This window comes from Thalassospira profundimaris WP0211, assembly GCF_000300275.1.
GTDB classification, from domain to species: domain Bacteria; phylum Pseudomonadota; class Alphaproteobacteria; order Rhodospirillales; family Thalassospiraceae; genus Thalassospira; species Thalassospira profundimaris.
In genome coordinates this window covers 73,249-98,944 of record NZ_AMRN01000009.1, presented here as the reverse complement: position 1 = coordinate 98,944, position 25,696 = coordinate 73,249, and the positions used below count along the sequence as shown (strand labels likewise).

The window sequence follows — 25,696 nt, the reverse complement described above, 5'->3', positions numbered from 1 at the left end:
TTTTGGTCAATTGACAACATGGCGCCAAATGTAGGGCGAATTTGCCAAGAGTCGAGGCAAAACACGGTAAACCGGGCGTAAAATCCGCGTGAAAGGGCCCCAAGGCGCCCGCAAAGGCGCAAGATGCCGCTATGGGATAGCTTTTATAAACTTTCGCGCTATATGATGGCAAAGACGCGATGGGGATTGCGACAACTTGATAGGATTTTATCCATGAACGACCATATCCACGGTCAGGATGCGTCTTTTGACAATGCACCGCGCTATACTGACGAGCGCGGCGGGAATACGGCCGCTGTCTGTTACGGGCTGATGATCGCAACCCTGTTTACGGCCTTTGCCACCGGTTTGATTGCGCTGATTGTGTCCTATGTCGCGCGCGAAGACGACAATCACTGGACCAACAGCCACTACACGTTTGTCATCCGGACATTCTGGATCAGCATCCTTTATGCCATCATTTTGGGTTTCTTCACCTTCGTGATTGGCTGGATCCCGCTTCTGGGCTGGGCTATTGTCGGGTTGATGGCGCTTTACACCACCGCCTGGTTTATCGGGCGTAATGTGATCGGCCTTCTGCGCGCCTTGAATGGCCGCCCGATTGATAACCCGCAAAGCTGGTTCTTTGGCTGATCGCCCATAAACGCGGTGCAATCGGGTCAAAGACTGTTTGTCCGATTGCACCGGACTCCCCGGCCCGTTAAAGTTGCCCGATAATAACATTTGATTTGGACAGGGGTAAAAAGTGGCGTCGTCTGTACAGGGTTCCGGCGATAAAATGCGCTGGGAAGATCTTCTTTCTTCTCATCGGCTTGAATTCAAGGATGGCAGAATTCGCCTGCCCGAAGGTGCACCCTATCCGACACCTGATGGCCGAAGCCCGTTTCAGATCGATGTTGATAGGGTGATTTTTTCATCCTCGTTCCGGCGTCTGCAAAACAAGACGCAGGTTCACCCCCTTTCCGAAAATGATCATGTCCATACCCGCCTGACCCACACGATCGAGGTCGGATCGGTCGGGCAGTCATTGGGCCTGATGGCCGGTGCGCATATCGTCAAAAACCTGCCCAAGGGATCGGAAACCACCGTGGCCGATATCGGTTACATGGTGCAGGCCGCATGCCTGGCCCATGATATCGGTAACCCGCCATTCGGGCATTCCGGCGAAGACGCCATCAATGAATGGTTCACCACATCGCGCCTTGCCAAGGATGAGCTGACATCGCGCCTTTCCGGGCCGGAGCTTGAAGACCTGCGCCATTTTGAGGGCAATGCCCAAGGGTTGCGCATCATCAGCCAGCTTGAAATGAAGCGCTTTGACGGTGGGCTTAACCTGACATACGGCACGCTGGGCAGTTTCATCAAATATCCGCGCAGCACATCAGTCCCTGACGCCCGCCGCAAGGAATATACCGGCCTTAAAAAGCCCGGCTATTATCAGGCAGAGCGCGACATTGCTCAGGCGATTGCCAGGGTTTGCGGCCTGTCACCGCTTGAAGGATTTGATGGCGCATGGCGGCGTCATCCGCTGGTCTATCTGGTCGAGGCGGCCGATGACATTTGTTATTCCGTGGTCGATCTTGAAGATGGCTGGGAACTGTGCTGTGTCAGTTTCGAGGAAGTCGAACGTGCCCTTGCCCCGATTGCCCGCCATCCGGAAAAATATGACGGCGATGCCGAACAACGCTGGAAAGACCTGCGCGCTGAAGGCTGGTATGCAGAAAAATCCGAAGATGACCGGATTGGTTTCCTGCGCGGCAAGGCGATTGGCAATCTGGTCAAGGCGGCAGTTGATGCCTTCATCGAACATGAAGACGCATTGCTTGACGGCACCATCGAAGGTGATCTTTTGGCCAACACCCCGCTTGGCCCCTACGCCAAGGCGTGCAAGAAACTGGCGGTGCAAAAGATCTATAACGCGCCGCATGTCCTGCCGATTGAAATGGCCGGGTTTGAAGTCATCAATGGCCTGCTTGACAGCTTTGTGCGTGCCGCCATCGACATTGACGAACACAAAAATCACGGCAAACGCCTGCCACCACAGGCGGATCGCATCGACAAGCTTCTGTCGGGCAAGCTGATGGCAGCCCCCGACCTTTACAGCCGCCTGATGCGGGTGATGGATTACATTTCCGGCATGACGGATCGTTATGCGGTGACGCTGTTCAGGAAGCTTCAGGGCATCACCATCTAACAAAAAACCCGGCCAGATGGCCGGGTTTTTCATAAAAGCCTGATTGGGCCTAGATGATGTAGTGAATGCCGCACTCGGTCTTGTCCTGCCCGGCCCAGCGTCCGGCACGGACATCGGTTGTGTTGGGATCAACACGTTCGGTGCAAGGCATGCACCCGATGGACAGGAAGCCTTCAGCCTCAAGCGGATGACGCGGCAACGCGCGATGCTCAAAGATGTCTTCGATATCTTCGCGCTTGTACCCCGCCAGCGGATTGATCTTGATCCGCGAACCCGCCGGTTCAATCACCGGCAAAGCATCACGTTCACCACCGTGAAAGCGTTTGCGCCCGGTCAGCCAGGCGTCATAGCCTTCCAGCGCACGCTGAAGCGGCTCCACCTTGCGCAGGTAGCAGCATTTCGCCACGTCCGAGGCAAACAGCATGCCGTTGGGGTCCTCGGCCTTCAGCTTTTCCTCGTCCGGGCGCGTGATCTTGATATTGGTCAGGCCCAAATGATCAACCAGCTTTTCGCGATAGGTATGCGTTTCACCAAACAGCTTGCGGGTATCAAGGAAGATCACCGGCAGATCACGGTCGACCTCGGCCACAAGGGCCAGAAGGGCAGCGGCCTCTGTCCCGAAGGACGAGGTCATGGTGATGCGGCCGTTGAATTCTTCATGCACCATCGGTTCGATCAGTGACACACCCTGAAGGTGCCCATACTGATCCATCAAACGAGCAGCACGATCCGTGGCCTCCTCAACAGACATGGAGCCACCGGTGACGATGTCTTCTTCACGCATGACATTCATGGCAGCCACCTCCGCTGATCGATATATTCATCGGTCTTGCGCAACAGGGTCTGCATGTCGGCCCCGTCGGCCTTCCATTTTTCGCGCTGTTTGGACAGTTCGTGCAGGCGCTGTTCCCAGCTTGGCACCAGCCATTTTTCAAGCGCGCGGCGAATACGACCGGCAAGGCGCGGGCTGTGCCCGTTGGTCGAGACCGTGATCATCAGATCACCGCGCTGAATGCGCGCGGGCGACGAAAAATCACAATATTGTTTGACGTCCTCGACATTGGCAATCGTGCCAACGGCCTTGGCAATGGAGGCCAGCTCGGCTGCCTTTTTAAGATCAAGGTCGATGATAAACATGATGGAGGCCGCGTTGACATCCGCCGAATTCGGCAAATAGCGCTGCAACCGGTCACCGGCCTGTTCGGCCAGTTCGGGTATCGGGTCTTCAGAATAGACGGTAACGTATTTTGCCCCATCACCGTCAAACTGGCGCAAACGGTTCAGGGTGGCCTGACCGTTGCCGACCAAAGCGACCGAAAGTCGCGTCAGGTCCAGATTGATGGGAAACATCGTCGATCCTCTAATGCGGGTTTCTCTCTATTGCCCATGACTATGAGTGTGGATAGCAAATTATTCAATACATTTTTTATGTGTTTTATACATAAACAACACTAAATATTGGTACTTAATAGTTGCAAGCTGACTGATCCACCGGCCCCGATTTTTCCGTAAAGCTTTTCCTGCAATTCTTGCAAAATCGCCCTATATTGGGCCAAATTTCAAAACCCGTCCGCCAGAAGATACCGTCAAGAGAGCGTCCAGATGTCCAGCAGTGCCTCCCCTGCCCTGTCCGAAGTCAGCCTTGCGCACCCACAAGCCAACAAAAACGTCGCCATCTGGCTGTTTGGCTGTGCGGCGATGGTGTTCATCATGGTGGTGATCGGCGGTTTGACGCGCCTGACTGAATCCGGGCTTTCGATTGTGGAATGGCGGCCCTTCACCGGCATCATCCCGCCGATGAACGAAGCCGACTGGCAAACGCTTTATGAAAAATACAGCCAGTATCCCGAGTTTCAGAAAATCAATGCATGGATGTCGGTCGAGGACTTCAAATCGATCTTCTGGCTCGAATTCATCCATCGCCTGTGGGGACGGTTGATCGGGATTGTGTTCTTCATCCCGTTCGTCTGGTTCCTGGCCAAAAAATCGATTGATCGCGCCACCAAGTGGAAGCTCTGGGGGCTGTTCATCCTTGGCGGTCTGCAGGGCCTGATGGGCTGGTACATGGTGATGAGCGGTCTGGTTGATCGCCCCGATGTCAGCCAGTATCGCCTGACCGCCCACTTTGGCTTGGCACTGGTTATTTTCATCGCCCTTCTTTGGGTCGCCCTGCAACAGTTGAGCCCGCGTGTGACAACAACCGCATCGTCAAAGCGCGCCTTGCAGTTGCTGTGTCTGATCGTGTTTACCGCCCTGTCCGGCGGCTTTGTTGCCGGCCTTAATGCCGGGCACATATACAACACCTTCCCGCTGATGGACGGGCAGTTGATCCCCGATGGCCTGTTCGTGTTTAATCCGGCCTGGCTGGCGCCATTCGAGGACCACATGACGGTGCAGTGGGATCATCGCTGGCTGGCGAAACTGACATTCGTGATGGTGCTGGTGTTCTGGTGGCGTGCTGGCAAATGGGACCTTAACCCCAATCAACGCTTTGCCACCCATCTGGTTCTGCTTGCAGTCTGCCTGCAGGTCACGCTTGGCATCACAACCCTTCTGACTGTTGTGTGGCTGCCGCTGGGTGTTGCCCATCAGGCCGGTGCGGTTGTTCTGGTTGGGGCGACGACCTACGCCGCCTACAAGCTGCGCAATGCGACCTAGTTCGCAAACACCACGTCAGTCATCGGCACGATGCAGCGCCTTGCGGATGCGGTGCATCGAAAACCAGATCGCGCCCAGCACCAGCGGCACAGAAATGCCGGTGGCAACCCGGTCATTGATCGGAACGCCGGTATCCTTGATTGCCTTGAAGAGGTAACCCAGAAGCCCGACCGCATAATAAGTGATGGCGGCCACCGACAAACCTTCGACGGTTTGTTGCAGGCGCAGTTGCAATTTCACACGTCGGTCCATGCTGGCCAGAAGGTCACGGTTTTGCGCCTCAAGCAGGATGTCAACACGGGTGCGCAGCAGGTTGTTGGCCCGTGCGACACGCTTTGACAAAACTTCCAGCCGATCGCCGATATTCTGACAGGTCCGCATTGCCGGGGCCAAGCGACGCTCAAGGAATTCCGCAATGGTTTGCATGCCTTCGATGCGTTCCTCGCGCAGTTCGCCAAGGCGCGCCTGTACGATGCGGTAATAGGCCCGCGCTGCACTGAACCGGTAATTCAGCGAGGCTGCCATTTCCTCGGTCTGGGCGGCAAGGTCGGTCAGTTTGGCAAGTGTTTCTTCGTCATTGGTTTGGGTTTTACTCGCCATTTCGGCGGTAATTTCCGACAGGCGCGTATCGATTTCCGACACCTTGGGGGTCGCCGTATGCGCCAACGGAAAGGCCAGCAGCGCCATCATGCGATAGACTTCAATTTCCTTAAGCCGCTGCACCAGACGCCCGGCCTGAAGATGTTCCAGGCCGCAATCCTTGATCAGGATGCGCCCAAACCCGTCACCATGCAGACGAAAATCCGTCCAGACCTGTGCCGTGCCCCCCAATATGCGGCTGCCGGTCAGGCCATTATGATCAAATAACCGGGAAAGCTCATCTTCACTCCGCTCAGCCTTGTCGACGACGATGTGCAAGCCCACCAGCAATTGTCCCGGTGTTTCATCAAACCAGTCGCGCGGCACAAGATTGATCACCGGGTCTTCGAACGGGTTGTCGAATGGCTCGGTACGTTTGAAGACATAGACCGTGAATTCCGCATGCCGTTCCCAGATGACGGAAAATCCGTCACAGGCGGCTTCGAAATATTTTTGATCTGCAGCTGGTGGCGTCAGGCTATAGCGGTGGCAAAAGGCCGTGAAATGATCGCGCACTACGTCATCAAGGTCTTCACCCGTTTGAAAGGCAAGGCAGGAACACCGCGCCGGGCTGGTCACACCGCCAAACGGTCGGGCATGGATTTCATTATGAAGGGCGACGCGCTGGGGATGTTCGACAAACATTGCCACGGGCTTTCATAATTGGTTATTGCAGTCTATATAAACCACTCGGGCCATGGCTTTGTCCTTTGCCCGAACAAGTACCTGTATAGATGAAAGTCGAAGGCATCAGAAACCCTAAATTGAGTAAGGGATAATACTGCCTCAACTGGATTATCATGCAGGGAAAGACATTTTCTCTGGCCGTGCTATCGCGGCCCCAAGGAGGTTCCATGACCGATCTTCGCACCACCGACAATCTGTTTTTCGCCAAGGGTGATCTTGATCGCGACCGGCTTGAAACACAGGTCAATGATGCACTCAGCGCTGCCGAAGACGGGGAACTCTTCCTTGAATATCGCCAATCCGAAAGCCTTGTCTGGGATGATGGCCGCCTGCGCAGTGCGAACTTTGATACCGCACAGGGCTTTGGCCTGCGTGCTGTTGCCGACGAGGCGACTGCCTTTTCGCATTCCAATGAACTGTCCAATGACGCGGTTGCGCGTGCCGCCGAAACCGTCAAGGCGGTTGGCTCGGGCCGCTCGGGCAAGGTTGATCTGGGTTCAATTGGCACGAACGTATCGCTTTATTCCGACGTGAACCCGCTGGGTGAGGCCACATTTGAGGCCAAGGTCGATCTTTTGGCCCAGATTGATGCCTATGCCCGGTCGCGTGACCCGCGTGTGGTGCAGGTTTCGGCCTCAATCTCAGGCAATTGGCAGGCTGTGCAAATCTGGCGTTCCGGCGGACAGCGTATTGGCGATATTCGTCCGCTTGTGCGTTTTAACGTCTCGGTCGTTGTCAAACAGGGCGATCGCATGGAAACCGGATCACACGGCGAAGGTGGCCGTATCGGCTATGACGGGTTCTTTGACGAAAAAACCTGGAAAAAGGCGGTTGATGAGTCGCTCCGTCAGGCGGTTGTGAACCTTGATTCAGTCGCCGCCCCCGCAGGAGAAATGACCGTGGTGCTTGGCCCGGGTTGGCCAGGCATTTTGCTGCACGAAGCCATCGGTCACGGCCTTGAAGGTGATTTTAACCGCAAGGGCACATCTGCCTTTGCCGGCCTGCTGGGCCAGCGGATTGCATCACCGGGTGTGACGGTGGTTGATGATGGCACCATCCATGACCGCCGCGGGTCGCTGTCGATTGATGATGAAGGCACGCCAACCCAGAAAACTGTCCTGATCGAGGATGGCATCCTCAAGGGCTTTATGCAGGATCGCCTGAACGCGCGCCTGACCGGTGTCAAATCCACCGGTAACGGGCGTCGTCAGTCCTATGCCCACGCCCCGATGCCACGCATGACCAATACCTATATGCTTGGTGGCGACAAGGAGCCGGAAGAAATTCTGGCCTCGGTCAAAAAGGGCATCTATGCCGTCAACTTTGGCGGTGGTCAGGTCGATATTACATCGGGCAAGTTCGTGTTCTCGGCATCCGAGGCCTATCTGATCGAGGATGGTAAACTTGGCGCACCGGTCAAGGGCGCGACCCTGATCGGCAACGGGCCGGACAGCCTGACCAAGGTGTCCATGATCGGCAATGACATGGCGCTTGATGATGGCATCGGCACCTGTGGCAAGGACGGGCAAGGTGTTCCTGTTGGTGTCGGGCAACCGACGCTCCGCATTGATGGTCTGACCGTCGGCGGGACCGCAGTATAACCCTGAGTGACCTATGGATAGGAGCAAAACCACCTTTCGATAAATTTACTATACGCAAGGTGCGAAATACTATCCATCCACACATGGCAACACCAACCTGCCGAATGGCTATCCCTGTCTTTTCAAAGACCATAATCTGATTTGATCGTTTCCAAACAGGTTATGGTCGCCATTCGGGTTTCGTCGCCAAACTTTCTGCTGACATTATGTGCACCCGATGACGGTCTTGACCTGCCAATGGTAGGAAAGCAGTTTGACGACAGGCAGATGGCAGTACGTTACCGCGCTGATTGCAGCGGGTCTAACGTCGCTTGCAATCGGAACAACCGGGGTAAGCGCACAACAAAGCATTGATGTGCGCACAGACGAAGCACGCCAGTTTTCCGAAGATTTCGAGCGACTCACCGACGTTACCGCACGGGCGAACTTTCTGCTGAGCACTGATGATGGCGGTGACATCACCTATGCCGACATCCTTGCAAATCCCGATGACATCGTCCTTAACTTCCGTTGGGCCAAGGCGCAGCTGGCGCGTGGCGACGTCCGCGGGGCATCCGCAACCCTTGAACGCATTCTTGTTCTGGACCCGGATCTGGCACCGGTACGCCTGTATTATGCGATTGTTCTTTATCGCCTTGATAGTCTGGACGAGGCCCGCGGCCAGTTTGATCGCCTGTTGCAAATGGATATCTCGCCAGATGTCGAAGCCAATATCCGTCAGTATGTCAGCGCCATCGAGCGCCGCCGCAAGCGCCTGTCACAAAGCCTGACTCTGACACTGGGAAGCCAGATTGACAGCAACCGCAATGCCGCCCCGAACGACAAGGTCCAGCTTCTGACCGGTACACCGACGACCATCACCGCAAGCGGCGACAAACCCAATAATGACATCGCCTATATCGGGGCGCTTCGCTATGACGTCAGCTATGACCTTGGCTATCAGGAAGGTCACGAGGTTTTTGCAAGTTTAACCGGTTATGGCAGTGACCAGGTTCAGCTTGACGCGCTGGACCTTGGATCCTTTTCGGCAGAAATCGGCACACGTATTCGCGGCGGATACTGGATGCTGACCCCGACACTTAGCCAGACCGCGCAGTCGCTTTCGCGCGAAAAGTACCTGACCGCCAGAACCGGCCGTCTGCGGCTGGACTGGAACGTGCGCCCGTTCTTTAACCTGAACGGCGATGTCAGCTATTCTGACGAGCGATACCAGAACACATCTGAATCCAGTGCGCTTCGCCTGCATTCCGGTCAGCGCTATGGCGCACGGATCGGGGGCAACTACAATTGGTCACCAAATCATCGTACGACGCTGAATTTTGCGGCCGGGATGAAGGAAGCTGCCAGAAACTATTATAGTTACAATAGCTTGAGCGGCGAGCTGATCCATGCTTATCTGTTTGGTGGGGGAAGTTACATCAGCGGAAGCATCCGCTATGGCATGGACCAGTACCGGGATCCGGATTTTTTGACGACCGGCAATTCGCCGCAACATCGCACGGATCGCAGCACTCGGACCCGCCTGACATACGGTGCACCGCTATCGACGATATTGCCGACCGACTTGTTTGGGGATAGCGAAACGGCAAATCAGATACTTGGCTTTCTGGCACCGATCAACTGGTCGGTCACCGGTGAGTATCTGAACACAAAATCAAACATTCCCAACTACGAATACCATAACGCACGTGCACAGGTATTTCTGACACGCCGCTGGGAGTTCTAGTGATGCAAATGGCCAAATATTCGCCCCTGAAATCGAGTGTGACAATCCGTCGACTTGCTGGCGCAAAGCTGCTTTGCGCACCTTTGCTTGCCGCAACAGTCTTTATGGCGCCAAAACCCGCCAGTGCAGAACTCGAAGCCGAAATGGCGGGCGTCTCGGCCGCTGTAACCGGCGAAATCACACTTTCCAAAGTCACCGGCGAAGTCGGCATTCTGGTTGAAAGTGGCATGCCCGTTTATCTGGGGGATCGGATCGTTACATCGGCCAACTCCGGCATGCAGGTCCTGTTGCTTGACGAAACGGTCTTTACCATCGGACCGAACAGCGACGTCGCGATTGACGAGTTCGTCTATGACCCAGCCACCGGCGACGGACGCATTGTCGCCGATATGGCCAAGGGCGTGATGCGCTTTGTCACCGGTAAAATCCCGCTGAATAACCCGTCGAGCATGGATGTGAACCTGCCGGTTGGCTCGATCGGTATTCGCGGCACCATCGGCCTGATCCGCTCCATGACCGCCGAACAGGCAAACGAAATCGTACCGGGCAGTTTTGATACCACGGACGCAAACACCGCAAACCAGCTGGTTTTCATGGCAGTGAACCAAGGACCAGGTCTGTCGCGCAATGACACAACATCGCGCCCCGGCGCCTTTGCCGCCTTTAACCAGAATGGCGGCTCACAAAGTGTGACCGGCGAAAACTTTGGCGTCTTTGTCTCCGACAACAATGTCACCACGCCCACACGTTTCCCGACCAGTGCCGCGACGTTTGATTTTTCGGCGAATGTTGTCCGCACCGCATCACTTGGTGGTGGCTCGGATTCCGGGGCAGGTGCAAGCTCGACCTCATCAGCCACACAGCAGCCTGTTGTCACGAGCCAGCAAACCGGCCAGGCGGAAAACCAGACCGGCGCAACCAGCGCACAGGCGATCAACGTTGCCATGGCACAAATGGGAACTGTCAACAGTGCCGCAAATGTTGCTGAAACCACGTCGATCCTAAATAACAATACGGAAAGCGCCTCATCCAGCGGGTTTACTTATGACGGCCTTAGACAAGTCACAGGAGATCCGGTTTCGGTCACCATTGATATCGATGGTGTCAATGTTGACTACACCTTTAAATCAACTGTGAATTTCGCTGCCAGAACCATCGATATTAGTTTTGACAATATAGATGATGGTTCTCAATCCTACGAAGGCAGAGCGTTTTTCAATTCACCATTTATCTATTCATCGAGCAATGGTTCAGTATCCTTTTCCGGGACGGATTTTCAGTATGATCTGAATTGTGGCGGCACTGGACTAGGGTGCTCGGCATCTGCAACCTTCAAAGACGCATACCATGTAGATTTCGATGTTTCGACGACGGCACGACCTGAAGGACAATCCGGCTCTGGAACTTTAACTCCCATTCCTTAATCAGAAACATGACGTGACCAATCAACCAAGCACATCCGGACGCCTCTCACGTGTGCAATTGACCTTGTGGCTGCATTATCTGCTACCGCTTGCCATCCTTCTGGCTTGTATAGTGCTGCGCTGGCAAAATGTGCCGGTGATTGATCAGCTGCGTTTAACGGTTTTCGACCTTTATCAACAAATTGCACCGCGCGCTTATGAAGATGTCGGGGTTCGGATTGTCGATATTGATGAGCGCAGCTTGGCAACTGAAGGCCAATGGCCATGGCCGCGTACGAAACTCTCGGAGTTGCTTTATCGCCTGCGCGCCAATGGGGCAAGTGTCGTTGGCTTTGATATGGTTTTTGCCGAGCCTGATCGTACATCCCCATCCCGTGTGATTGACGATTGGCCGCAAAGCACCGAACGTGATCGTATTGCGGAAATGGCAAAGGCCCTGCCCGATCACGATCAGCTATTTGCCCAGTTCATCAAGGGTACTGGAAACGTGGTCACTGCGGTTCAGCTCCGCAATGGTGAGTTTGATGCCCTTCCCCGCCAGGTCGGGAATTTCAGTGCAGCTGGCGAAGCAGGTCGCACGCTTTCGGATTTCGTTCCGGTCTTGCCAAGTGCAGCCAGAAACCTTGATATTATCGAGGCGGCAGCGACCGGCAATGCGCTGGTGAATGTTTCGCCGGGTCAGGACGGGGTTGTACGGCGTGTGCCTTTGATGGCCGCCATCGATCATGAACAGCCAGGCATTGGCAAGCCAGTTTACCCGACACTCAGCCTTGAGATGTTGCGCGTTTTACAGAAAGCCCCCAAGACCATGCTGGTGCGGATGTCCGGGGCGAGCGGCAGTACGCGTTGGACCAACTCGGAAGGCATCGCGTCCGTTCGCGTTGGTGCCCTGACCATCCCGACGGATCGCTCCGGGTATATGTGGGTGCATTTCACCGGCCATCAGCAAGACCGATATCTTTCGGCGACAGATATCCTCAACGGATCAGTCGGAACCGACATCCTGCAAAATAAAATGGTGCTGCTGGGGACGAGTGCGGCCGGGTTGCTTGATTTGCGCTCCACCCCGCTTGATCGCGTGATCCCGGGGGTCGAAGTCCATGCCGAGATGCTTGAACAGATGCTGCTTGAGCATTTCCTGACCCGTCCCTATTGGGCGGCGGAAGTCGAAATGCTGGTCCTTCTGATCGTCGGCATGTTTTTTATTCTGGCAGTCCCACGACTTGGTGCGGTGTGGCCAGCGGTAATTGGTCTGGCGATTGCGACCAGCGCAATTGGCATTTCCTGGTGGGCCTATTCGCATAAACTCGTCCTTATCGATCCGCTCTATCCGATTGTCGGTTTGGCAGCCGTCTATCTTGCAACCAGTTCTCTTGGTTTCATGCGGACCGAGGGCGAACGCCGGCAGGTGCGGGCCGCCTTTGCCAACTATCTGTCACCGGCATTGGTGGCACAGCTGGCCGAACATCCCGAGCGTCTGAAACTGGGCGGGGAAACCCGTGACATGACCCTGATGTTCTGTGATGTCCGCGGTTTTACCGCAATATCCGAAGGTTTCAAATCCAATCCACAAGGCCTGACGCGCCTGATCAACCGGCTTCTGACACCGCTGAGCGACTGCATCCTGAACCGTGAGGGCACGATCGATAAATATATGGGCGACTGCATCATGGCGTTCTGGAATGCGCCACTTGATGTTGAAAACCATGCCCACAATGCCTGTGACAGCGCGCTTGCGATGCGACATGCGCTTATAAAGCTTAATGACGAGCGCAAACAGGAAGCAGAACAGGCCAATGAGCCCTTCCTGCCGCTCAATGTCGGCATCGGGATCAATTGCGGCGATTGTCTTGTTGGCAATATGGGATCGGATCAGCGCTTTGATTATTCGGTGCTGGGCGATGCGGTCAATCTGGCGTCACGGCTTGAGGGACAATCAAAGAACTATGGCGTCGATGTCGTTCTGGGTGAGGATGTTGCCAAACGGATTGGTAATGATTTCGCACTGATCGAACTCGATTTGATCACCGTTAAGGGCAAAAGCGAAGCACTGCATGTCTTTGCCCTGCTGGGCGATAAGGACATGGCGGCATCAGCGCAGTTCAAAAACTTCGCCGATTTGCACGCGGCCATGCTTTCGGCCTATCGCGCCCGAAACTGGGATGAGGCCGAAAATTTGATCGCAGAATGCCAGCAGACATCAAGCGATTTTGCGAAGCTTGGCGACCTTTATGATCTTTACGCCAGCCGCATCGCTTTGTTCAAAGAAACGCCCCCACCAGCCGATTGGGATGGCGTATTCATCGCCACCAGCAAATAGCTGACTTGCCAAGCACGCAAAATCCAAACAATCTTGGCCAACCACCAAACAGCATTGCCTTGCCAAACTGCGCGCCTTTTTACGTCATCCCTTTGAGGCCCCAATGAACTTTTCATCTGACAATGTCACCCCGATCTGTCCGGAAATCCTTGCGGCTATCGCCGCCGAAAGCGATGCCAGCGCCCTGCCCTATGGCGCGGATGACAAAAGCCAAAAGCTTGATGCTGCTTTTTCAGAATTGTTCGGGCGTGATGTATCCGTCGTGCCGGTTGCAACCGGAACGGCGGCCAACGTCATTGGGCTTTCTGGGCTGGTGTCGCCATTTGGCGGCGTGGTCTGTCATCACCACGCCCATATCAATGTCACGGAATCCACAGGTGTTGCCTTTTACGGCGGCGGGGCAAAGCTGATGGGGATTGACGGGCTATCGGCAAAGATCGAAGCCGACGCACTGGATGCCTATTTGAACAACCATGTTTCAAACGGCATGCATTCGGTTGACCCGGAATGTGTTGCGATCACGCAAAGTACCGAGTTCGGAACCGTTTACAGCGTCGACGAAATTCAGGCGATTGGGTCGGTTTGCCAAAAACACAATATGCGGCTTTTCATGGATGGGGCGCGTTTTGCCAATGCGGTTGCCGCCCTTGATTGCCACCCATCTGAAATCACATGGAAAGCCGGTGTTGATGTCCTGAGCTTTGGCGCCACCAAGAACGGTGCGTTGGCTGTTGATGCTATTATTTTGTTTGATCCGGAACTCCGGCGCAAAACAGAACAGAACCGCAAGCGCGGAGGCCATCTGTTTTCCAAGCATCGCTATCTTGCTGCACAGCTTCTGGCTTATCTTGAAAATGACCTATGGCTGCGCAATGCCCGTCATGCCAACGCGGCCGCACAGGCACTTGCCAAGTCCCTTTCAAGCATGGGCGCAAAGCCAGCCTTTGTTCCCCAGGGGAATGAGTTGTTTATTCACATGACCAATGCGTTGGCAGAAAAGCTCCGCAAAGCGGGTATTGTATTCCGCCCCTGGCCGTCTCTTGGTTTGGATGCCTATCGGTTTGTCTGTGCCTGGAACAGTCCGATCAAGATGATCGAAGCCTTGCCGGAAACCGTTGGTCAATAGCGCAGCCTTGCCATGCCGCCCAGTTGCATGTGATATCACCGCCCCAATGCCACCAAAAAAACGACGAGATTTAAGATGAATTTTGCCTCGGACAATGTATCGCCCTTTTGCCCGGAAATTCTGGAAGCCCTGACAAAGGACGCGTCTGTCAATGCACCGGCCTATGGCGGCGACGCGCTCAGTCAGCAACTCGATGCTGCCTTTTCCGAGCTGTTTGATAAGGAAGTTGCCGTCATCCCGGTTGCAACAGGTACTGCTGCAAACTGCATCAGCTTGTCTGCGCTTGTTTCGCCTTATGGCGGGGTGGTTTGCCACCACGAAGCCCACATCAACGAGGATGAAAGCACCGGCGTTGCCTTCTTCACGGGCGGCGCGAAGCTTTTGCCGATGGATGGCCCGGCGGCTAAGCTTGAAGCAGATGGCCTTGATGGTTTTGTCAGCGGTCTGGTTGATCGCGGTGTGCATTCGGTGTCGCCTGAATGTGTGGCGATCACACAGGCGACCGAACTTGGTGCGGTTTACACGGTTGATGACGTCAAGGCGATTGGCGAGGTCTGCCGCAAGCATGATCTGCGCCTGTTTATGGACGGGGCGCGGTTTGCCAACGCGATGGCACATCTCAAATGCCATCCGGCAGATGTCACCTGGAAGGCCGGCGTAGATGCCCTCAGCTTTGGCGCGACCAAAAATGGTGCCATAGCGGTTGATGCGATTGTTCTTTTTGACACCAGCCTGAAACCCCGGATCGAGCAGGCGCGCAAACGCAGTGGTCATCTGCATTCCAAGCACCGCTATCTGGCGACCCAGCTTCTGGCCTATATCAAGGATGATGTCTGGCTGAAAAATGCCGCCCACGCCAACGCAGCAGCGCAGGCCCTTGCCGACGTCCTGATCAAACAGGGCGCGTCACTTACGCATGCGGCAGAGGGCAATGAGCTGTTTGTCAAAATGTCCCCGGATCTTGCCGGAAAATTGCGTGATGCCGGCCTGATGTTCCACGGTTGGCCATCGCTTGGCGCGGATGTTTATCGATTTGTTGCGGCGTGGAACGCGGATATCGTGCAAATCACCAAACTTAATACCACTCTAGGGTAGAAATTGAGGCAAAAAGGCCGGGTGAAATCAAACGAATCATTATGATTCAATAAGATATGAATCGTTCAAAAGCACATTTTAAACACGTGATTTACCGATTTCACCCGCCGAGCCTTGAAAAAAATGCACTGCTGCAATGATGAAACCGGACAGTGAATTTCATAAAAATAACAAATACTTGACTTAAATTCATCATTCGAACCTGCGGTCGCACTACGTAAAATCCCGCAGGAACCGTTGACGATACGCAGAAACCCTGATACTTTCCCTCGTCGATTGCCAACATTCATACCTGTTGGATCGGGTAAACCTCGTCCGTTGCAAAATATGCTGTCAAACGTGACCGGATCATATGTCACGCGGACAGCATTGATTTGCTCGGACCAGCCTTGAGGGAGGCATTTAATGAAAGCGAATTTCGTCAAAGTGGCACTTGGTGCAGGCCTGCTTGCAGCCACCGCACTTGCTGCTCCGACTGCCGCTTCGGCAAAAACCTTGGTATATTGCTCGGAAGGTAGCCCGGAAGGCTTCAACCCGTCGCTTTACACCGCAGGCACGACCTTCGATGCATCTTCGCGTCAGGTCTTCAACCGCCTCGTACAGTTCAAGCGCGGTACCACCACCATCGTTCCGGGTCTTGCGACCAGCTGGGACGTTTCGGCTGATGGCCTGGAATACACCTTCAACCTGCGTAAGGGCGTGAAATTCCACACCACCGAAGATTTCACCCCGACCCGTGATTTCAATGCGGATGACGTGGTCTTCACCTTCATGCGTCAGTTTGACAAAGATCATCCGTATCATGGCGTTTCCGGTGGCTCTTATGAGTACTTCAACGCCATGTCCATGCCGGACCTGGTCAAGGACATCGTCAAAGTTGACGATTACACCGTCAAGTTCGTTCTGAACCGCCCGGAAGCTCCGTTCATCGCCAACATGGCCATGGATTTTGCTTCTGTTCTGTCGGCTGAATATGCTGACAAGATGATGGAAGCTGGCACCCCGGAAGCAGTTGACCTGAACCCGGTCGGCACCGGTCCGTTCCAGCTCGTTGCCTATCAGAAAGATGCGGTTATCCGTTACAAAGCATTCCCGGAATACTGGGAAGGCAAAGCAGCAATCGATAACCTGATCTTCGCCATTACCCCGGACAGCACCGTTCGCTACCAGAAGCTGAAAGCTGGTGAATGCCATGTCATGCCGTATCCGAACCCGGCTGATCTCGAAGCGATGGAAGCAGATGCCGACATCAACCTGATGAGCCAGGAAGGTCTGAACGTCGGTTATCTCGGTTACAACACCGCGAAAGAGCCGTTCACTGACCCGAAAGTCCGTAAAGCACTGAACATGGCAATCAACAAAGATGCCATCATCGAAGGTGTTTATCAGGGTGCTGGTTCGGCAGCGAAAAACCCGATCCCGCCGACCATCTGGTCTTACAACAACGACACCGTTGATGACCCGTATGATCCGGAAGCAGCCAAAGCCATGCTGGCAGAAGCCGGTTATCCGGACGGCTTCTCCACTGACATCTGGGCAATGCCGGTTCAGCGTCCTTACAACCCGAACGCACGCCGTATGGCTGAACTCGTTCAGGCTGACTGGGCTGCAATTGGTGTGAACGCCGAGATCGTATCCTACGAGTGGGGTGAATACCTTGAGCGCACCAAAAAAGGTGAACAGGGTACCTTCATGCTCGGTTGGACCGGTGATAACGGCGACCCCGACAACTTCCTCGCAGTCCTTCTGGGTTGTGACGCTGTTGGCGGGTCGAACCGTGCACAGTGGTGCAACGAAGAGTTCGATAACCTGATTCAGCAGGCGAAAACCACTGCGGACGTTCTCGAGCGTACCCGTCTGTACGAAGAAGCTCAGCTGGTCTTCAAACGCGAAGCACCGTGGGCAACCATTGCACACTCCATCGTGTTTGAGCCGATCCGTAACGAAGTTGTTGACTACAAAATCGATCCGTTCGGTGGTCACATCTTCTACGGTGTAGACCTCGCTGAATAAGCGTATCAAAACCTGATCAGAGAGGCCCGGTTTTCCGGGCCTCTTTGCAATTTCGTAAATGAGAGAGACGTCCGGACGGACAAACCGTCCGGAGATAAAAAGGCCCGATGGCATGCTAGGATTCCTGTTTCGCCGTTTGGGGGACATCATCCCGACCTTCTTCGGTGTCACCCTTCTGGTATTTTTCCTGATCCGTCTTATTCCCGGCGATCCCATTCTGATGATGGCCGGCGAACGTGGCGTCGATGCAGTCAGATACGCAGAACTAAAGGCACAATACGGTTTTGATCAGCCGGTTATTGTCCAGTATTTCGATTATTTGATAGGCGTATTCCAAGGCGATCTGGGCAAATCCTTCGTCACCAAAAAACCTGTCATTGACGAATTTCTGACCCTGTTCCCGGCAACGGTCGAACTTGCCACCATGGGCATTTTGTTCGCGGTGATATTCGGGATTCCATTCGGGGTTCTGGCCGCTATCCATCGCGGCAAGTGGATCGACCACCTGACGATGTCATTGTCCCTCACAGGCTATTCGATGCCGATTTTCTGGTGGGCGCTGCTTCTGATCATGTTCTTCTCGACCACCTTGGGCTGGACACCGATTTCGGGGCGTATCTCGGTCATGTACTTCTTTGAACCGGTCACCGGTTTCATGTTGATCGATAGCCTTCTGAGTGGTGAGAAAGGCGCTTTTGCCAGCGCATTCAGTCACCTGATCCTGCCAACTGTGGCCTTGGGGACGATCCCGATGGCGGTGATTGCGCGTATGACGCGCTCCTCGATGCTGGAAGTCCTGGGCGAAGAATATATCCGCGTTGCACGCGCCAAAGGTCTGGCGCCGATGCGGGTAATCATGGTGCATGCGCTGCGCAATGCCCTGATCCCGGTGATCACGGTGATCGGCCTTCAGGTCGGCGTGCTACTGGCCGGTGCGATCCTGACCGAGACGATTTTCTCTTGGCCGGGCATCGGCAAATGGATCATCGAAGCTATGAACCGTCGCGACTATCCGACCATTCAGGGTGGCATTCTGATGATTGCGTTCCTTGTGATGGCCGTGAACCTGATCGTCGACCTGCTGTACGGGATTATTAACCCCCGTATCCGTTACAAGCGCTAGGGAGAGCTGTGAGATGAGCGAGAACACCACCCCGTCCGCAGCAGCCGTTGAGCCCGTCGGCGCTCCGCCGAGCCCGCTGCGCGAGACCTGGGACTATTTCAGAAAGAACCGTGGTGCCTATGTCGGTTTGATCGTGATTGCGATCATTCTGTTTCTGGCCCTGACCGCGCAATGGGTTGCGCCTTATGATCCGATTGCACAGGACCGTGCTGCGTTTCTGAAACCGCCAATCTGGATGGAAGGTGCCGATCCCCGCTACATTCTTGGCACCGATGCGGTTGGCCGTGACATCCTGTCTCGCCTGATCCACGGCGCGCAATTGTCGGTTTCAATCGGCGTGTTTGTTGTCATCCTGTCAATGGTTTCAGGCATCGTGCTTGGCATGGTGGCCGGTTACTTCCGTGGCTGGGTTGAAGTCGCTGTCATGCGCCTGATGGACATCATGCTGGCTCTGCCCAGCCTGGTGATGGCGCTGGCGATTGTTGCCATCCTCGGCCCGGGGCTTGAAAACGCGATGCTGGCGATCGCCATCGTCCAGTTGCCGCACTATGTGCGCCTGACCCGTGCCTCGGTCGTATCCGAACTTAACAAGGAATATGTTATCGCATCGCAGATTGCCGGTGCCGGTCATACTCGCCAAATGTTCGTCAATATCCTGCCGAACTGCATGGCACCGCTGATCGTGCAGGGTACGCTTGGTATTTCAAGTGCAATCCTTGACGCTGCCGCCCTTGGCTTCCTTGGCCTTGGCGCGCAGCCGCCGCTGCCGGAATGGGGCACCATGCTGTCCGAGGCCCGTGAATTTGTGGGCTCCGCCTGGTGGGTGATCACCTTCCCCGGCCTTTGCATCCTTGTCACCGTGCTTGCCTTCAACCTGATGGGTGATGGCCTGCGCGATGCCCTTGATCCCAAGATGAAACGGTAAGTCATGGCTCTTCTCGAAGTAAAAAACCTGACAGTCGAGTTCGGCTCCGAAGACAAGCCGTTTCGTGCTGTTGATTCCGTAAGCTACTCTGTTGATCGCGGCGAAGTCCTTGGCATCGTCGGGGAATCCGGGTCGGGTAAATCGGTTTCATCGCTTGCCGTGATGGGTCTGATTGATTTTCCCGGTCGCGTTTCTGCAGATGCCCTGACCTTTGATGGTCAGGATCTGATTACCATGCCGGCAAAACGCCGCCGCGAGATCACCGGCAAAGACATCGCCATGATCTTTCAAGACCCGATGTCGGCTCTTAATCCGTGCTTCACGGTCGAAGCCCAGATCATGGAGGCCCTTAAGGTCCATGAAGGCGGCAACAAGAAGCAACGCCGTGAACGCACGCTTGATCTATTAAACCAGGTTGGCATTCCCGATCCGAAGTCGCGCATGACCGCCTACCCGCATCAGCTGTCGGGCGGCATGAGCCAGCGTATCGTCATTGCCATGGCGATTGCCTGCAACCCGCGCCTTCTGATTGCCGACGAGCCGACCACGGCCCTTGATGTGACCATTCAGGCCCAGATCATCGACCTGTTGCTGAAACTGCAAGAAGACAGCGACATGGGCCTGATCCTGATCACCCACGATTTGGCACTGGTGTCGGAGGCCGCCAACCGCATTCAGGTGATGTATGCCGGTCAGCTGTTTGAAAGCGGCCCGGCTGACAGCATCTTTGCTGCCCCGCGCCATCCCTATACGCAGGCACTGCTCGAAGCGCTACCGGAACGATCCGAGGGCCATGACCGTCTTCGCACCATCCCCGGCGTGGTTCCCGGTCAGTATGACCGCCCGCAGGGATGCCTTCTGGCACCGCGTTGCCGTTATGCCAATGACCACTGCGTGAAAGCGCGCCCGGAGGTCACCGACTTCAATGGCCGCGATGTACGTTGCTTCTATCCGCTAAATGATCAGGGCCAGCCGACCGGCCTGACCGCTGATACGACCACCGGGGAGACTGTGTAATGAGTTTTCTGGATACCAAACCCGGTGTTCCGCTTCTGGAATCCGATGATCTTGTCCGTCACTACGAGGTCAATCGTGGCTTTGGCAAACCCAGTGCCATGGTCAAGGCACTTGATGGGGTTTCCTTTACGCTTGAATCGCAAAAGACCCTTGCGGTTGTCGGTGAATCCGGTTGCGGCAAATCGACCCTTGGCCGTCAGCTAACCCTGATCGAAAAGCCGACCTCGGGCGCGCTGAAACTGAATGGCAATGCCGTTGGCAATCTGTCTGACAAGGAAGCCAAGCAGTTCCGCCGCACCGTTCAGATGATCTTCCAGAACCCGTATGGGTCGCTGAACCCGCGCAAAAAGGTTGGCCAGATCCTGGCCGAGCCGGTTCTTTTGAACATGGATAACCTTGGCCGCAAGGAACGTGAAGAACGCGTCCATGCCACCATGGCAAAGGTTGGCCTGCGTCCGGAATTCTATCAGCGTTATCCGCATATGTTTTCCGGTGGTCAGCGTCAGCGTATCGCGATTGCCCGTGCCCTGATCCTTGAACCGAAAGTCATCGTCGCGGACGAGCCGGTATCGGCCCTTGATGTATCGGTGCAGGCACAGGTTCTGAACCTGATGATGGACCTGCAGGAAGAGATGAATGTCGCCTATGTTTTCATCTCGCATGATCTTTCTGTCGTCAGACATATTGCAGATGACGTCATGGTGATGTATCTCGGTCGCGTCGCTGAAAAGGGACCAACTGACGAGATCTTTGCCAAGCCGCTGCACCCCTATACACGGGCGCTTCTGGCATCGGCACCAAAGATCGATCCGACACAACGCGTGAAGGCAGAACCGCTGACCGGCGAGTTGCCATCACCGATCAACCCGCCCTCGGGCTGTGCGTTCCATAAACGCTGCCCGTTTGCGACCGAGGAATGCGCAAAAGTTCGCCCGGAACTGCGCAATTTCGAGGGCCGCGAAGTGGCGTGTCATCGGGTCGAAGAAATCGCCTGACAACAGGCGATCGCCCGGAAAGCCTAACAGCTATCCAGGTAGACAAGGGAGCAAGGGGGCGCGCTTTTAACAAAGCTGCGCCCCTGCGCATTTCTGAGGATATCTGCCTGAATTACGCCGTCGTGCGTGACCGGTCGGTGAGTGCAAGCAAAACACCCGCCCCGACCAGAAGCGTGCCCGATACACGGTTGAGCATCCGCATATGTCGGGCTGACTTGATCAGGCCCTTGACCTGCCCGCCCAACAATCCATAGGCCAGCAAGACGCTCGTTTCCATGGCAATGAATGTTACGCCCATGACGGTGAATTGCGGCCCGTATGCCACCGCCGGATCAAGGAATTGCGGGAAGAAGGCCGTAAAGATCAGGATCGCCTTGGGATTGCCAATCGCGGTCAGGAACTCGGTCTTGGCCAGATTAAACGGCCCCGGATTGACCATAAGCTCGACCGGGCCAGTCGTTTCATCACTGTCATTGACCTTGGCAAACCAGCTTTTAAGACCAAGCCAGACCAGATAAACCGCGCCACCCCATTTGATCACAAGGAAGGCCGTTTCACTGGCGGCCAGCACAACACCAAGCCCGGCCGCAGTCACCACAATCATCAGGGCAAAGGCAACAATACGGCCAATCCCGCCCACGGCAGCAGACGATACGCCGTACCGCGCGCCATTGAACATCGCGAGAAGATTATTGGGACCGGGGGCCATCGCCAACGCGATTGCCGCCCCGGCAAAAAGAAGCCAGGTGTCAAGCTGCATGGGGCTATTCCTGTATTCCGGGGTTGGTGGCCACACCAAACAACCCCAAGTTGGTGACGACGTACTTTCGCCTGAAATTCAGTCGCGCGTCAATGCTGCAATCAGCTCGGACGCGGCGGGCCATTTCGTCGTCAGTGCCGCGCGTTTGCCCATGGAGAAATCAGCAAATTCGAAGCCCGGCGCAACGGTACAGCCCAAAAGCGCAAACTTGCCACCGGGCTTAAGCCGCGCCCCCTGCCAGACATTTTTCGGCACCACCATTTGCGGTTTCTGCCCGGCCAGCAAATCCTTGCCGATCTCGACCTGCTTGTGGGTGCCGTCCTCAAACAGCTGAAGCTGTTCGACGGCATCGCCAATATAGTGGTGGAAAATCTCGTCACTGGTCAGGATGTGCATGCCTGAAAAAGTATCTGGCGTCAGAAGGTAATAGATCGCCGTTCCCGTGCTGCGCACCCCCAGATACCGATTACCGGGATTACAGGTTTCAAACGCCCTGAAGGTCTCGGCGTAATAGCCACCCTCCGGATGGGGTTGCAGGCCAAGCTTGGCGATCAGATCGTCAATAGTGATGTCATCAGACATAATGGGCTCCCTGTAACCGACCGTTTTGGTTGTCCCATCATGACGAAAAAAGGGGGTCGGCGCAAACCTTCCCCCTTTGAATATTGAGTGGCAGCGCAACCTTAGTTGCTGTTCATTTTCATCTTGCCATGACCATGCCCCATGCCGGCACCACCGTTCGGCCCCATCGCCATGGTGTTAAGAACATCAATGGTCACAGGCACATCACCGGCCTTCTCGAATTCCAGCGTGATGTCGATTTTCTCGCCTTCTTCAAGCGGCTTGTTCAGACCAATGAACATGACGTGATAGCTGCCCGGTTTGAACTGCACAGAGCCATGCATCGGCACGTCAACGCCGCCCTGAACTTGGCGCATCTTCATGACATTGTTTTCCATAATATGGGTGTGAAGTTCGGTGCGTTCTGCAAGGTCACTGCGCACGCTAACAATGCGGTCGGCAGCCCCGGTATTCACAACATCAAAGAAGGCCGCCCCATTGCGCACCATGCCCTTGGATGCCTTGGCCCAGGCATCCTTGACTTCGATATCGGCGGCAAAGGCGTTGGTGACGATAAACAGCGACGCCACGGTCGCAACAATTGCAAAAAGCTTTTTCATGATATTCCATCCAATAAGCAGCCTGCATCCGCAGGTCAGCGATTTCAGTAATCGTGTTTTGATCAGTCTTTGAAATCAGATGGAAACCGGGGGTGCCCGGGAATGGCGACCGCGCGGGATGTCATTGACCGCGACAAAGGCAACCGCCTTGGCATAGCTGACATCATGAATGACCGGCACTGGCGCGACATAGGGCAAATCAATCGCCGCCATCGCCCCATGATGGTTTGCACAAAGCGGGCAAAACGCGTGGGCCGGCATTTCGTCAGCCTGACCGGACGCATTTGATGCCACGACACCATCAAGCGTATCAGCAGATACAAGCTTGATGCCCGCCGGGGTGCAAATAAGAACGTAATCACCACCTGGCGCAATTTCCGCTGCGGATGCGGTCGCAATACCGGTGGCCTGCCCGCTGAGCAATGCCGGGACAAGCCCGGACTGGGTGACACCCGCAAACAGGACAACAAACGCCACCAGCCATGTCTGAACGACACGGCGCAGGGAAATTCCGCCCGAACGGCGGTTATGGCGATTGCACGTGATCATGGGTTGGATATGCCCGATTTAAACCACACCTGCAATGACATTGATCATTGCAGGGGGTCTGTTTCGTCCTGACGTCTTCACACTTTTCATGATGCGGAAACATCAAGGCCGGGCATCGCGCCCGGCCTTGTTTTTCGATGCTTTAAAACATCACATCAGATCATGTCGCGGGCCTGAACCAGCTCATCAAAACGATCACCATCAAGGAAACCAAGCGCGATGCAGGCTTCCTTCAGGCTACTGCGTTCCTTGTGCGCCTTTTTGGCCACCGCCGCCGCATTGTCATAGCCAATATGCGGTGCCAAGGCGGTCACCAGCATCAGGCTTTGTTCGACATAATGCGCGATCTTTTCCTGATCGGCCTCAAGCCCGGCAATGCAGTTATCGGCAAAGCTGACCGATGCATCGGCAATCAGGCGGATGGATTGCAGAAGGTTATAAATGATAACCGGCTTGAACACGTTAAGGTCCAGATGACCGTTCGAACCACCAACCGTGACCGCAACATGATTGCCCATCACCTGCGCGCAGACCATGGTCAATGCCTCGGCCTGGGTCGGATTGACCTTGCCCGGCATGATCGAGGATCCGGGTTCGTTGGCGGGCAGGACAAGTTCACCCAAACCACAACGCGGCCCGGATCCAAGCAGACGGATATCATTGCCGATTTTCATCAGCGACGTCGCCAGCACATTCATGACACCCGACATCTCGACACAGGCATCATGGGCGGCCAGTGCTTCGAACTTGTTTTCCGCCGTTTTAAACTCAAGCCCGGTGATCTTTGACACCTGTTTGGCAAACTCGACATCAAAACCATCCGGCGCATTCAGCCCGGTACCAAGGGCCGTGCCGCCCTGCGCCAGCTTGCGCAGGCGTTTAAGCGCATCGTCGATCCGATCCAGCCCGAGTGCGATTTGCGCGGCATAACCGGAAAATTCCTGCCCCAGGGTCAGGGGCACCGCATCCTGCATATGGGTGCGGCCGATTTTGACAATGTCGCCAAATGCTTCGACCTTGGCATCCAGGGTCGTGCGCAGGTGCTTAAGGGCGGGTTTCAGCTTTTCCTCGATCTCGACCACGGCGGCGATATGCATGGCAGCCGGGAAGCTGTCATTCGATGACTGGCCGCGATTAACGTGGTCATTGGGATGGACCGGTTCGCGCTTGCCCATCGGCTTGCCCAAAATCTCGCACGCCCGGTTGGCGATGACTTCATTGGTGTTCATGTTGGTCTGGGTACCCGATCCGGTCTGCCAGACAACCAATGGGAAGTGATCCAAGAGCTTGCCTTCGGCCACTTCGGATGCGGCGGCCTCAATCGCCTTGGCCAATTCGGGATCAAGATTATCAAGGGCGGCATTGGCGCGCGCCGCGGCCAGTTTTTGGACCCCGAACGCCTTGATCAACGCATCTGGCATGCGTTCACCGCCAATGCGGAAATTCTGTCTGGATCGCTGGGTTTGCGCCCCCCAATACCGATCAGAAGGCACATCAATTTCGCCCATGGTGTCCTGTTCGGTACGGGTGGTCACTGGATTGGTCACGATCATAATCCTCCGTGTCAGAAACAAACTGACCGGGGCGGGAACCCGGCATTCAACACAATAACGCGCTGTGCCGGGAAATATGGTTTGGAATCAGGACGAACGCAAACTCAACC

The 25,696-nt window shown here is 55.3% G+C and carries 22 protein-coding genes; 14 read left to right on the top strand and 8 right to left on the bottom strand.

The annotated features are described in order from the left end of the window. Positions 1-213: 213 nt before the first annotated feature. On the top strand, positions 214-633 hold the full coding sequence (locus tag TH2_RS16485) for a DUF4870 family protein (RefSeq protein WP_008891575.1): 420 nt from the start codon (positions 214-216) through the stop codon (positions 631-633). A 112-nt stretch (positions 634-745) separates the two neighbouring features. Beyond that, the gene (locus TH2_RS16480; protein ID WP_238538724.1) at positions 746-2,194 is read left to right on the top strand and encodes a deoxyguanosinetriphosphate triphosphohydrolase; all 1,449 of its coding nucleotides are present in this window, start codon (positions 746-748) and stop codon (positions 2,192-2,194) included. Between the two features lie 49 nt (positions 2,195-2,243). Here TH2_RS16480 and TH2_RS16475 read toward each other — a convergent pair whose 3' ends face one another. Next, complete coding sequence (locus TH2_RS16475; protein ID WP_008891573.1) at positions 2,244-2,987, bottom strand: phosphoadenylyl-sulfate reductase; 744 nt, start codon at positions 2,985-2,987, stop codon at positions 2,244-2,246. After that, on the bottom strand, positions 2,984-3,544 hold the full coding sequence (locus tag TH2_RS16470) for a precorrin-2 dehydrogenase/sirohydrochlorin ferrochelatase family protein (RefSeq protein ID WP_008891572.1): 561 nt from the start codon (positions 3,542-3,544) through the stop codon (positions 2,984-2,986). Before TH2_RS16470 ends, TH2_RS16475 begins: the two co-directional genes overlap by 4 nt. Before the next feature lie 252 nt (positions 3,545-3,796). On the opposite strand from TH2_RS16470, the gene TH2_RS16465 reads away from it, so the two are divergent. Further along, positions 3,797-4,852 (top strand): COX15/CtaA family protein, encoded by a 1,056-nt coding sequence (locus TH2_RS16465; protein ID WP_008891571.1) that lies wholly within the window; start codon positions 3,797-3,799, stop codon positions 4,850-4,852. Between the two features lie 15 nt (positions 4,853-4,867). Here the strand turns inward: TH2_RS16465 and TH2_RS16460 are convergent, their stop codons facing one another. After that, complete coding sequence (locus tag TH2_RS16460; RefSeq protein ID WP_008891570.1) at positions 4,868-6,136, bottom strand: DUF3422 family protein; 1,269 nt, start codon at positions 6,134-6,136, stop codon at positions 4,868-4,870. Positions 6,137-6,345: 209 nt separating this feature from the next. On the opposite strand from TH2_RS16460, the gene tldD reads away from it, so the two are divergent. The 11 genes from tldD to TH2_RS16405 all read left to right on the top strand — a co-directional run bounded on the left by tldD (position 6,346) and on the right by TH2_RS16405 (position 21,543). Next, positions 6,346-7,779: a metalloprotease TldD gene (gene tldD / locus TH2_RS16455; RefSeq protein WP_008891569.1), complete on the top strand. Its 1,434-nt coding sequence runs from the start codon at positions 6,346-6,348 to the stop codon at positions 7,777-7,779. 253 nt (positions 7,780-8,032) lie between these two features. Then, positions 8,033-9,505, top strand: a complete 1,473-nt coding sequence (locus TH2_RS16450) for a tetratricopeptide repeat protein (protein WP_008891568.1) — start codon at positions 8,033-8,035, stop codon at positions 9,503-9,505. 2 nt (positions 9,506-9,507) lie between these two features. Beyond that, a complete protein-coding gene (locus TH2_RS16445) occupies positions 9,508-10,929 on the top strand; it encodes a FecR family protein (protein WP_008891567.1) in 1,422 nt (473 codons plus the stop codon). A 13-nt stretch (positions 10,930-10,942) separates the two neighbouring features. After that, positions 10,943-13,249: a CHASE2 domain-containing protein gene (locus TH2_RS21900; RefSeq protein WP_157194187.1), complete on the top strand. Its 2,307-nt coding sequence runs from the start codon at positions 10,943-10,945 to the stop codon at positions 13,247-13,249. 103 nt (positions 13,250-13,352) lie between these two features. After that, entirely contained in the window at positions 13,353-14,375 is a 1,023-nt protein-coding gene (locus TH2_RS16435; protein WP_008891565.1) for a threonine aldolase family protein, read from the top strand. Positions 14,376-14,450: 75 nt separating this feature from the next. Then, the gene (locus TH2_RS16430) at positions 14,451-15,470 is read left to right on the top strand and encodes a threonine aldolase family protein (RefSeq protein WP_008891564.1); all 1,020 of its coding nucleotides are present in this window, start codon (positions 14,451-14,453) and stop codon (positions 15,468-15,470) included. Positions 15,471-15,875: 405 nt separating this feature from the next. Continuing rightward, a complete protein-coding gene (locus TH2_RS16425) occupies positions 15,876-17,483 on the top strand; it encodes an ABC transporter substrate-binding protein (protein WP_008891563.1) in 1,608 nt (535 codons plus the stop codon). Between the two features lie 112 nt (positions 17,484-17,595). Continuing rightward, positions 17,596-18,606: an ABC transporter permease subunit gene (locus TH2_RS16420; RefSeq protein ID WP_008891562.1), complete on the top strand. Its 1,011-nt coding sequence runs from the start codon at positions 17,596-17,598 to the stop codon at positions 18,604-18,606. Between the two features lie 13 nt (positions 18,607-18,619). Beyond that, complete coding sequence (locus tag TH2_RS16415) at positions 18,620-19,531, top strand: ABC transporter permease subunit (RefSeq protein ID WP_008891561.1); 912 nt, start codon at positions 18,620-18,622, stop codon at positions 19,529-19,531. Positions 19,532-19,534: 3 nt separating this feature from the next. After that, positions 19,535-20,548 (top strand): dipeptide ABC transporter ATP-binding protein, encoded by a 1,014-nt coding sequence (gene dppD / locus TH2_RS16410; RefSeq protein ID WP_008891560.1) that lies wholly within the window; start codon positions 19,535-19,537, stop codon positions 20,546-20,548. Then, positions 20,548-21,543: a peptide ABC transporter ATP-binding protein gene (locus tag TH2_RS16405; RefSeq protein ID WP_008891559.1), complete on the top strand. Its 996-nt coding sequence runs from the start codon at positions 20,548-20,550 to the stop codon at positions 21,541-21,543. The genes dppD and TH2_RS16405 overlap by 1 nt, the downstream gene beginning before the upstream one ends. Before the next feature lie 112 nt (positions 21,544-21,655). Here the strand turns inward: TH2_RS16405 and TH2_RS16400 are convergent, their stop codons facing one another. From TH2_RS16400 to fumC, 5 genes are all read right to left on the bottom strand, one after another. Then, positions 21,656-22,303: a LysE family translocator gene (locus TH2_RS16400; protein WP_008891558.1), complete on the bottom strand. Its 648-nt coding sequence runs from the start codon at positions 22,301-22,303 to the stop codon at positions 21,656-21,658. A gap of 78 nt (positions 22,304-22,381) precedes the next feature. Beyond that, positions 22,382-22,885 carry a cupin domain-containing protein gene (locus tag TH2_RS16395; RefSeq protein ID WP_008891557.1) on the bottom strand — a complete coding sequence of 168 codons (504 nt, stop codon included), beginning with the start codon at positions 22,883-22,885 and terminating at the stop codon, positions 22,382-22,384. A gap of 101 nt (positions 22,886-22,986) precedes the next feature. After that, positions 22,987-23,484, bottom strand: coding sequence for a copper chaperone PCu(A)C (locus TH2_RS16390; protein WP_008891556.1), 498 nt, complete (start codon positions 23,482-23,484; stop codon positions 22,987-22,989). 75 nt (positions 23,485-23,559) lie between these two features. Beyond that, entirely contained in the window at positions 23,560-24,033 is a 474-nt protein-coding gene (locus TH2_RS16385) for a DUF2946 family protein (protein ID WP_008891555.1), read from the bottom strand. Between the two features lie 155 nt (positions 24,034-24,188). Then, positions 24,189-25,586: a class II fumarate hydratase gene (gene fumC, locus TH2_RS16380; RefSeq protein ID WP_008891554.1), complete on the bottom strand. Its 1,398-nt coding sequence runs from the start codon at positions 25,584-25,586 to the stop codon at positions 24,189-24,191. Positions 25,587-25,696: the final 110 nt, after the last annotated feature.